This window comes from Acidovorax sp. GW821-FHT11A03 (assembly GCF_058809075.1).
Genome location: NZ_JBXASG010000007.1, coordinates 95,870 through 105,473, shown reverse-complemented (window position 1 = coordinate 105,473; position 9,604 = coordinate 95,870). Strand labels below are relative to the sequence as shown.

Genomic DNA, 9,604 nt, shown 5'->3' with positions numbered 1-9,604 from the left:
CTAGGACATCACCCTTTCACGGTGAGTACCGGGGTTCGAATCCCCGTAGGGTCGCCAAGTTGTAGCGCTTGGCTTGTATTGAGAGATGCAAGCGAAAAGCTGCCTGCCAGGAGTGGTAGTTCAGTTGGTTAGAATACCGGCCTGTCACGCCGGGGGTCGCGGGTTCGAGTCCCGTCCACTCCGCCAGATTCACATGGCACAGCCCGTCGCTGGTTGTGTCGTGGTCCAAATAAACGGACTGCAGTATTGATTGCTGCAGTCCGTTTTTCTTTGCCCATTTCCAGTTGTTTTTGTGGGTTTCATGGCGGATATCGGTCTTGTCACTGCCACCCACCCCTGCATTGACGGCATGGCGGCGGGCTCCTGCTTTTCCCTCATCCCAGTGACTGCAGGGCCGCCATTGTTTCGCGCAGGCCCCGGTGCAGGCGCTTGTCCCGGCGCATGACGACGGCCAATGTGCGGCGCAGGGGTGGCGACAGTGGCCGTACTTCGAGGTTGCCCTGGTGCCCGTCCCGTACGGCCATGCCCGGCAGCACGGCGCAGCCCAGGCCGGCCGCGACCAGCTCCTTGATCGCCTCCACGCTGCCCAGCGACATGGCCGGCTGCAGTGCCACCCCCGCCCGGGCGAACCAGGCATCGGCGATCCGGCGGGTGTGGCCGCCGGGCTCGTACAGCAGCACGGGATGCCGCGCCAGTTCCTTGGCGCCAATCCGCGCCGGCAGCGCGGTGCCTCGCGGGGCGATCGCGACGAACGAGTCGTCCAGCAGGGGTGACACCTCCAGCATGCGCCCGCTGGCGGGCAGCGTGACCAGTCCCAGGTCCAGCGTGTTGTCCTCCACCGCCTGGACAATGTCGGCCGTGTTGCCGGTGCGCACGGTGATGTCGAGGCCGGGAAAGCACTGCCGCAGCGACCGCAGCACCGGTGGCAGCAGGTAGATGCAGGCCGTCGCGCCGGTGCCCAGGCGTACGCGACCGGTGGCACTGTCGGCATGGCGGGAGACGGCCTCCAGGGCCTCGGCCACCACCGCATCGATGCGGCCCACATGGGCCAGCAACTCGGCACCCGCCGCCGTGGGGCGCAGCACCCGGCCGACGCGCTCGATCAAAGGCGTGCCCAGGCGCTTTTCGAGCTGGCGCACCTGCAGGCTCACGGCCGGTTGGGTGAGGTCCAGGCGCTGCGCCGCGGCAGAGAAGCTGCCGAGTTCAAGGGCGGTGGCAAAGCCGTGAAGCTGGTCGAGATTGATGCGTTCCATGGCAAAGAATTTCTCATACTTTGCATAACTTGAGAAAGCTTCTTTTATGCATGGAAGCTTGCCACACTGTCGGTCATGCACACCTCGACGACCATTCCCCTGCCCATCTTGAAATCCACCCCGCCAGCGCCACCGAACCGGACTCGCGCAGCAGCCGCCGCCGGGCGCTCCGCACCCGTGGTGCGCGGCGCCAGCGAGAACGACCTGCCCGCCATCCAGGCGCTGTACGCCCACCACGTGCTGCACGGGCTGGCTTCTTTCGAGGAAATACCTCCGACGGTTGATGAACTGCGCGCACGGCGCGCTGCCGTGGTGGCTGCCGGCCTGCCCTATCTGATGGCGGAACTGGACGGCATGGTGGCCGGGTTTGCCTACGCCGCGCCGTACCGGGCCCGGGTGGCCTACCGCCACACGGTGGAGGACTCGGTGTACGTGGCGCCCGATCTTTCAGGGAGAGGCCTCGGGGCTGCGCTGCTGGGCGAACTCATCCGGCATTGCGAGGCGGGGCCGTGGCGCCAGATGCTCGCGGTGGTGGGGCAGGGCGATGACAACGCCGGCTCGATGGCATTGCATGCCCGCATGGGGTTCGAGCGCATTGGCGCACTGCGCTCCGTGGGCTTCAAGAAAGGCCGCTGGCTGGACACCGTTTTGATGCAGCGGCCGCTGGGTACGGGGGATTCGGTATTGCCCGCCGCGCAGCCGCCGCGCCCGGCGCCGCAGCGGCACTCGGCCTAGGCTGGCGGACGCACCGCCGTGCCGCCGCACCGCCCCGTGGCGCCTGGGGGAAGCGCCCGGCCTCCGCCCTGGTTCTTCCATGAAACAGCCCCGGACAAGTCCAGGGCTCGGGAATCATGGGGGAAAATGTTCCCAGCGCTTTCGCAATAAGCGCTGGATGCTATAAATTGAATAGCATCAGCGGGGTGCGAGCCGGATCGCACCGTCCAGGCGGATCACTTCGCCGTTGAGCATGTCGTTCTCGAAAATGTGCTGCACGAGCTTGGCATAGTCCTGCGGCGTTCCCAGGCGGCTGGGGAAGGGCACTCCGGCCGCGAGCGCATCCTGCACCTCCTGGGGCATGCCAAAGAGCATGGGCGTGCCGAAGATGCCGGGCGCAATCGTCATGTTGCGGATGCCGTTGCGGGCCAGGTCGCGCGCGATGGGCAGGGTCATGCCAACCACGCCGCCCTTGGAGGCCGAATAGGCCGCCTGGCCGATCTGGCCGTCGTAGGCGGCCACGCTGGCGGTGGAGATCAGCGCGCCGCGCTCGCCCGTGGGCTCGGGGTCGTTCTTGCACATCGCCTCGGCGGCCAGGCGGATCATGTTGAAGCTGCCGATCAGGTTCACGGTGACGGTCTTGCTGAAGACGGCCAGCGCGTGCGCACCGTTCTTGCCGACCGTCTTTTCCGCGGGTGCGATGCCCGCGCAGTTCACCAGGCCCATCAGCTTGCCCATCGAAACGGCCTTCGCCACCACGGCCTGGCCGTCGGCCTCGCTGCTCACATCGCACTTCACGAAGGCACCGCCAATGTCCTTGGCCACGGCCTCGCCTTTTTCCGCCTGCATGTCGGCAATGACCACCTTGCCGCCCTGGGCGGCAAGCATGCGCGCCGTGCCTTCGCCCAGGCCGGACGCGCCGCCGGTCACGATGAAAACCTTGCCTTTGATGTCCATGTTCTGTCTCCAGTGAGTGACGTTAACGTAAACGTCAATTATGGCGCATCCGCCTGGTTTCCGACAGGCGAAAAAAAGCCCGGCGAGGCCGGGCCTGGCGCAAACCCCGCGCCGCGGGGCCGCACGGGCGGGTTACTGGAAGCCCACGCGGTCCAGCATCTGCTGCACCTTGGTCGTGTTGGCGCCCACCGCGCTGATCGGAATGGTCTCGCTCTTGAAGGGCGCACCGCCGGTCATGGCCTTGAGAGCGGGGTTGTCGATGCTGACGCCCTTGGCGGCGGGCCATTCGTTGTTGCCGTTGGCAAAGTAGTTCTGCGCTTCAGGGCTGACCAGGTACTCGAGGAACTTGATGGCGTTGGCCTGGTTCTTGGAGTGCTTGGCCACCGCGCCGCCGGCAATGTTCAGGTGCGTGCCCCAGGAATCCTGGTTGGGGAACACCACGCCGACCTTGTTGACCACGGCCACGTCCTCGGGCTTGGTCGAGCGCATCATGCGCGCGAGGTAGTAGCTGTTGGTGACGGCGATATCGCATTCGCCCGCGGCCACGGCCTTGATCTGGTCGGTGTCCCCGCCCTTGGGAGGGCGCGCCAGGTTGGCCACCATGCCCTTGAGCCAGGCCTCCGCCTTCTGTTCGCCCAGATGCTCGGTCACGGCGCCGAAGAGGCTCAGGTTGTAGGGATGCGAGCCGGAGCGGATGCACAGCTTGCCCTTGTTCTTGGGGTCGCCGAGCTCCTCATAGGTGTCGACCTCCGACTTCTGCACCTTGATCTTGCTGTAGACGATCACGCGTGCGCGCGTGGACAGCCCGAACCAGGAAATGCCCCCGTCTGCCGCTGGCGCGCTGCGCAGATTGGCGGGAATGGCGTCGCTGAGCACCTTGGACTGGATGGGCTGGAACAGGCCGTCGACTTCCCCCTTGTAGAGGCGGGCGGCATCCACCAGCAGGATCACGTCCGCCGGAGATGCCGTGCCTTCGGCCTTCAGGCGTGCCAGGATGCCGGCGTCGTCCGCATCCACGCGGTTGATCTTGATGCCCGTGGCCTTGGTGAATCCGCTGTACAGCGCTTCGTCGGTGGAGTAGTGGCGGGCCGAGTAGAGATTCACCACCTGGTCCTGGGCGGAAACGGCGCCGGCGGCAACGGCCAGCGTGCACGCGCTCAACAAGGCTTTCACAGTCTTCGACATGGATGCGTCTTTCAAGGTTGTAACTCTGGCGATGATAAAACAAACGCGAATTATTCTTAATAAATGTCTGGGGCGCGCCAAGGAATTCAGAGGGAATTCCTGACGCAGCGCAAGCGCCGGAAGGGTGTTGCCAGGACACGGGCAAAAAAAAGCCCGGTCATGAACCGGGCTTTAAAAGGATCCCTGAAACGGGGGTTTCGAGAGGATCCAAGGAGACAACTGGTGCGCTTGTGGAGGGCTTCCGCAGCGCGTGGTTGAATTATCAGGGTATTCCCTGAACGCGGCCTAGAGGTTGCACTCCAGACCGCAGATGGCTCATCAGCGCTTGCGGGGTGCAGCGGTCTTGGCGGCGTTGGCAGCGGTGCTGGCCACGGCGTTGAAGTTGGCTTCGGCCACGTCGGACGCTTGCTTGACGGCCTTCTGCACCGATTCAAAAGCGTTGTTGGCGGCAGAGACGGCGCTCTTCATCACGGCCACGGCGGTTTCGGAACCGGCGGGAGCGTTCTTGGCGGCGCTGTCCACCAGGTTGGTGAATGCCTTTTGCGCGTCGGTGGCCTGGCTCTCGAAAGCCTTGCCGAATTCAGCGCCGGTGCCCGAAGCGATGTCGTACAGGTGGCGGCTGTAGGCGGCAGTCTTCTCAGCCAGTGGCTGGAACAGGCCGGCTTGCAGGGCCAGCAGCTCTTGCGCATCCTTCACGCCCAGGACGGCCTGGGTGTGGTTGGCGGCTTCCGACAGGGCAGCGCGCGAAGCGGTCACGTTCAGTTCGACCAGCTTTTCCACGCCTTCGAAGGCCTTGGTGGTCAGACCGAACAGGGTTTCGATGTTGGCTTTGTGCGAGGCCAGGATTTGTTCAGCGGTCAGCGTCATGTCATATCTCCTAAAAAATGGGGCCCGGGGGCCAAGGTGGTTCGCGGACATCTGCGCTGGCCCTGACCTGGTGAGTCATGTTGCAGTGCAGCATGGGATGAATTTTAGGCACTTGGCGTGGTATTGCAAGGGGTTTTTGTTGCGCTGCAGCAAATTAGGGACGGCGCCCCAGAAATCCGCCGCTTGCCACAATCGCGTCATGCATGCCTATTACGCAGACCATTTCGTGCTGCCGCTTCCCGAGGGCCACCGGTTCCCGATGGCCAAGTACCGGCTGCTGCGCGACCGCATCACGCAGCACCTGCCCGGCGTGTCGCTGCAGGTGGCCATGCCCGCGTCGGACAGCGAGCTCGCGCTGGCCCACACGCCGGAGTACGTCGATGCGATTGCCGACGGCACGCTGGCACCGCCCGCCCAGCGCGAGATCGGCTTCCCCTGGAGCGATGCCATGGCCGAGCGCGCACGGCGGTCCGTGGGCGCGACGGTGGCCGCCGCCCGCGTGGCGCTGCGCGAGGGCATTGCGGGCAACCTCGCAGGGGGCACGCACCATGCGTATGCGGACAAGGGCAGCGGCTTCTGCGTGTTCAATGACGTGGCGGTGGCCGCGCGGCTCATGCAGGTGGAATGGGCGCGCACGGAGGGCGCGGGGCGTGTGGCCCGCCCGCTGCGGGTGGCGGTGATCGACCTCGACGTGCACCAGGGCAACGGCACGGCGCACATCTTCCGGGGCGACCACAGCGTGTTCACGCTGTCACTGCACGGGGCGCGCAATTTTCCGTTCCGCAAGGAGCCCGGCGACCTGGATGTCGAGCTGCCCGACGGCTGCGCCGACCCCGACTACCTGCAGGCCCTGGAGCAGGCGCTCGAGACCCTGGAGCAGCGGTTCGCGCCCCAGCTCGTTTTCTATCTGGCCGGTGCCGATCCGCACGAAGGAGACCGCCTGGGGCGGCTGGCCGTGACCCACGATGGCCTGGAGGCGCGCGACCGGCGCGTGTTCGACTGGGCGTGGCAGCGCCGCATTCCCCTGGCTTTCGCGATGGCGGGGGGCTATGGCCGCAATCTGGAAGACACGGTGCTGGCGCAGCTGAACACCTGGCGCGTGGCCTGGCAGTACCATCAGCGCTGGCAGAATGTGCGGCCATGACTTCTGCCGCCAGCACCACCCCTGCCGCTGCGTCCGCGCCGGCCGCCCGCCCGTCCCCGCAGCCGCGCAGCGCCTACCGGGCCTTTCGCCCCATCACCACGCGCTGGGCGGACAACGACGTGTACGGCCATGTGAACAACGTCGTGTACTACAGCTGGTTCGACACGGCGGTGAATGCCCACCTGATCGACCAAGGCGTGCTCGATATCCATGCGGGCGAGACCATAGGCCTGGTCATTGAAACCCAGTGCAACTACTTCGCGCCACTGGCCTTCCCGCAGACGATCGAGGCCGGCATCCGGGTGGCACGGCTGGGTGGCTCCAGCGTGCGGTATGAGGTGGGCCTGTTTGCCCAGGGCGAGCCGCTGACCGCTGCGGCCGGCCATTTCATCCATGTGTATGTGGACCGCGAGACCCGCCGGCCCGTGCCGGTGCCAGAGGCCCTGCGCAAGGTCCTGCAAGAGCTGGTGGTGGCCGGCTGAGCACCGGCGGGCCTGCTATTGATCCGTTAGCTTCTCGCGCTTCTCCCAAGGGCGCGAAGGGCGTTTTTCCCCAGCGCATGGCGTCGCATGCCCGTGGCGCGGGGGCAGAGTCCCTGCACGGTGCGGGATGCCCCGATGGCCTACACTTTGAGGCTTTGCTGACCAGCCCGCGGTCTGAGGCCTGCCCTGTCCATGATCATCACCAGCCTGCTCGACACCGACCTGTACAAGTTCACCATGATGCAGGTGGTGCTGCACCAGTTTCCGGGGGCTCAGGTCGAATACCGCTTCAAGTGCCGCAACCCTGGCGTGCAGCTGGCGCCGTTCGTCAATGAGATCCGCGACGAGATCCGCTCGCTGTGTTGCCTGCAGTTCCAGGATGCCGAACTGGCCTACCTGCGTTCCATGCGCTTCATCAAGAGCGACTTCGTGGACTTCCTGGGCCTCTTCAAGCTCAACGAGAAGTACATCACCGTCACGCCACAGCACAACGGCGAGATCGACATTTCCATCCGCGGGCCCTGGCTGCACACCATCCTCTTCGAGATCCCGGTGCTGGCCATCGTCAACGAGGTCTACTTTCGCAACACGCAAAAGGTGCCCGACTTCCTGGAAGGCCGCAAGCGCCTGGATGCCAAGATCGCGCTGCTGCAGGGCGAGGGCCTGTCGGACCTCAAGATCGCCGACTACGGCACGCGCCGGCGGTTTTCCCGCGCCTGGCACGAAGAGGTGCTGCGGGTGCTGGTGGCCCGCCTGGGCACGGGCGACCGCCGCCCCGGCGCACCCGCGGGCCCCGGCCAGTTCGCGGGCACGAGCAACGTGCTGTATGCCATGAAGCTGGGCGTGACGCCGCTGGGAACCATGGCGCACGAATACCTGCAGGCCTGCCAGGCCCTGGGGCCGCGCCTGCGCGACAGCCAGGTGTTCGGCTTCGAGATGTGGGCCAAGGAATACCGCGGCGACCTGGGCATCGCGCTGTCCGACGTGTACGGCATGAGTGCCTTCCTGCGTGATTTCGACCTGTACTTCTGCAAGCTCTTTGACGGCGCGCGGCATGACAGCGGCGACCCGTTCGCCTGGGGCGAGCGCCTCCTGGACCACTACCGCAAGAACCGGGTGGACCCCCTGACCAAGACGCTGATCTTCAGCGATGCGCTCACCATTCCGCGCACCATCGAGCTGTACCAGCAGTTCCGGGGGCGCTGCCAGCTGGCGTTCGGCATCGGCACCAACCTGACCAACGACCTGGGCAGCCCGCCCGCACACGAGCCTTTGCAGGTGGTCATCAAGATGACGCGCTGCAACGACCAGCCGGTGGCCAAGCTGTCCGACACGCCGGGCAAGGGCATGTGCGACGACGAGAAATACCTGGCCTACCTGCGCCAGGTGTTCGACATCCCCGCGGTGGCATGATGGCCCGCGCCACCCGGATGCCGGCGCCCCGCGCGCTGGGCCTCTTGATCACCCTGCTCGTGTTGCCGGGCCTGGCCGTGGCCGCGGATGTGGACGGCAGCACCCTGTCGGTGCTGTGGGGCGTGCCCTTCGCGGGCATCCTGCTGTCGATCGCGCTCATGCCGCTGCTGGCACCCATTTTCTGGCACCACCATTTCGGCAAGGTCGCGGCCGCGTGGGGCCTGGCGTTTCTGCTGCCGTTCGCCATCGCCTTCGGCCCTGGCGTGGCCGGGGCCAGCCTGGTGCATGCGCTGCTGGCCGAGTACATCCCGTTCGTGGTGCTGCTCACGGCGTTGTTCACCGTGGCGGGGGGCATCTACATCCGCGGCAACCTGCATGGCAGTCCGGGGCTCAACACCGCCCTGCTTGCGATCGGGGCGCTGCTGGCCAGCTTCATGGGCACGACGGGGGCCTCGATGCTGCTGATCCGTCCGCTGATCCGCGCCAACGACAACCGCCGGCACGTGGCGCACGTGGTGGTGTTCTTCATCTTCATCGTGTCCAACGCGGGGGGCTCGCTCACCCCGCTGGGCGATCCGCCACTGTTCCTCGGTTTTCTCAAGGGCGTCGATTTCTTCTGGACGGTGGGCCACATCTTTCCGGAAACATTGTTCCTGGTCGGTGCGCTGCTGGCGATATTCTTCCTGCTGGACACCTGGTACTGCCGGCACCGCGAGGAGGTGCTGCCCGCCGACCCGACGCCCGACAGCCGCTCCATCGGCTTCGACGGGAAGATCAACTTCGCCTTGCTGGGCGCGGTCGTCGCGCTGGTGCTGCTCAGCGGCTTCTGGAAGTCGAGCGTGGCGTTCGACGTCGCGGGCACCCTGGTGGGGCTGCCGGGCATCGTGCGCGATGCGGGGCTTGTGCTGGTGACGCTCGCATCGCTGTGGCTCACCCCCCGGCAGGTGCATGCCGACAACCAGTTCGGCTGGGCGCCGATGCAGGAGGTGGCCAAGCTGTTCGCGGGCATCTTCCTCACGATCATTCCGGTCATCGCGATGCTCAAGGCGGGGAACCAGGGGCCGTTCGGCGCCATCATCTCGGCGGTGACCCGGCCGGACGGCGCGCCCGACCCGGCCATGTATTTCTGGGCCACCGGCCTGCTGAGTTCGTTCCTCGACAATGCGCCCACCTACCTCGTGTTCTTCAACACGGCGGGTGGCGACGCGGCGGTGCTGATGACCACGCTGGCACCCACCCTGGCCGCCATTTCCGCGGGTGCCGTGTTCATGGGCGCCAACACCTACATCGGCAATGCCCCCAACCTCATGGTCAAGGCCATCGCGGAAGACCGGGGCGTGAAGATGCCCAGCTTCTTCGGCTACATGCTGTGGTCGGGCGGCATTCTGGTGCCGCTGTTCATTGTCATGACCTTCATCTGGTTCCGGTAGTGACCATCCCCCTGCGCGGCTGCGCCGCTTCCCCCTTCTCTCATCGCTGCGTGATGGGAAGGGGGATGCCACCAGAGTGCAGCGGGGCGGCCCTTGCACGGTGGCCGCTGGTGCGGGCCGCGCCAGTTGCAAGGCACGGCAACCGTATCGATACATTGG

9 protein-coding genes and 1 tRNA gene are annotated in these 9,604 nt (G+C 66.0%); 6 read left to right on the top strand and 4 right to left on the bottom strand.

Annotated elements, in window-relative coordinates; all coding sequences use genetic code 11:
• Nucleotides 1-109: 109 nt before the first annotated feature.
• Nucleotides 110-186, top strand: a tRNA-Asp gene (locus AC1RVY_RS18310).
• A 188-nt stretch (nt 187-374) separates the two neighbouring features.
• On the opposite strand, the gene AC1RVY_RS18305 is transcribed toward AC1RVY_RS18310, so the two are convergent.
• Entirely contained in the window at nt 375-1,253 is an 879-nt protein-coding gene (locus AC1RVY_RS18305) for a LysR family transcriptional regulator (RefSeq protein WP_369642356.1), read from the bottom strand.
• A gap of 75 nt (nt 1,254-1,328) precedes the next feature.
• On the opposite strand from AC1RVY_RS18305, the gene AC1RVY_RS18300 reads away from it, so the two are divergent.
• The gene (locus AC1RVY_RS18300; protein WP_492807600.1) at nt 1,329-1,988 is read left to right on the top strand and encodes a GNAT family N-acetyltransferase; all 660 of its coding nucleotides are present in this window, start codon (nt 1,329-1,331) and stop codon (nt 1,986-1,988) included.
• A gap of 177 nt (nt 1,989-2,165) precedes the next feature.
• On the opposite strand, the gene AC1RVY_RS18295 is transcribed toward AC1RVY_RS18300, so the two are convergent.
• The 3 genes from AC1RVY_RS18295 to AC1RVY_RS18285 form a co-directional block, all read right to left on the bottom strand.
• Nucleotides 2,166-2,924: a 3-hydroxyacyl-CoA dehydrogenase gene (locus AC1RVY_RS18295; RefSeq protein ID WP_218297505.1), complete on the bottom strand. Its 759-nt coding sequence runs from the start codon at nt 2,922-2,924 to the stop codon at nt 2,166-2,168.
• 132 nt (nt 2,925-3,056) lie between these two features.
• Nucleotides 3,057-4,109 (bottom strand): extracellular solute-binding protein, encoded by a 1,053-nt coding sequence (locus AC1RVY_RS18290; RefSeq protein WP_369642357.1) that lies wholly within the window; start codon nt 4,107-4,109, stop codon nt 3,057-3,059.
• Nucleotides 4,110-4,427: 318 nt separating this feature from the next.
• Nucleotides 4,428-4,976 (bottom strand): phasin family protein, encoded by a 549-nt coding sequence (locus AC1RVY_RS18285; RefSeq protein WP_094290910.1) that lies wholly within the window; start codon nt 4,974-4,976, stop codon nt 4,428-4,430.
• A 199-nt stretch (nt 4,977-5,175) separates the two neighbouring features.
• Here AC1RVY_RS18285 and AC1RVY_RS18280 point away from each other — a divergent pair, with 199 nt between their 5' ends.
• The 4 genes from AC1RVY_RS18280 (at nt 5,176) to AC1RVY_RS18265 (ending at nt 9,445) form a co-directional block, all read left to right on the top strand.
• Nucleotides 5,176-6,120 carry a histone deacetylase family protein gene (locus AC1RVY_RS18280; RefSeq protein WP_369642358.1) on the top strand — a complete coding sequence of 315 codons (945 nt, stop codon included), beginning with the start codon at nt 5,176-5,178 and terminating at the stop codon, nt 6,118-6,120.
• Nucleotides 6,117-6,602, top strand: coding sequence for an acyl-CoA thioesterase (locus tag AC1RVY_RS18275; protein ID WP_369642359.1), 486 nt, complete (start codon nt 6,117-6,119; stop codon nt 6,600-6,602). The genes AC1RVY_RS18280 and AC1RVY_RS18275 overlap by 4 nt, the downstream gene beginning before the upstream one ends.
• Nucleotides 6,603-6,794: 192 nt before the next feature.
• Nucleotides 6,795-8,015 (top strand): nicotinate phosphoribosyltransferase, encoded by a 1,221-nt coding sequence (gene pncB / locus AC1RVY_RS18270; RefSeq protein WP_218297501.1) that lies wholly within the window; start codon nt 6,795-6,797, stop codon nt 8,013-8,015.
• Nucleotides 8,016-8,032: 17 nt separating this feature from the next.
• Complete coding sequence (locus tag AC1RVY_RS18265; protein WP_369643898.1) at nt 8,033-9,445, top strand: sodium:proton antiporter; 1,413 nt, start codon at nt 8,033-8,035, stop codon at nt 9,443-9,445.
• Nucleotides 9,446-9,604: the final 159 nt, after the last annotated feature.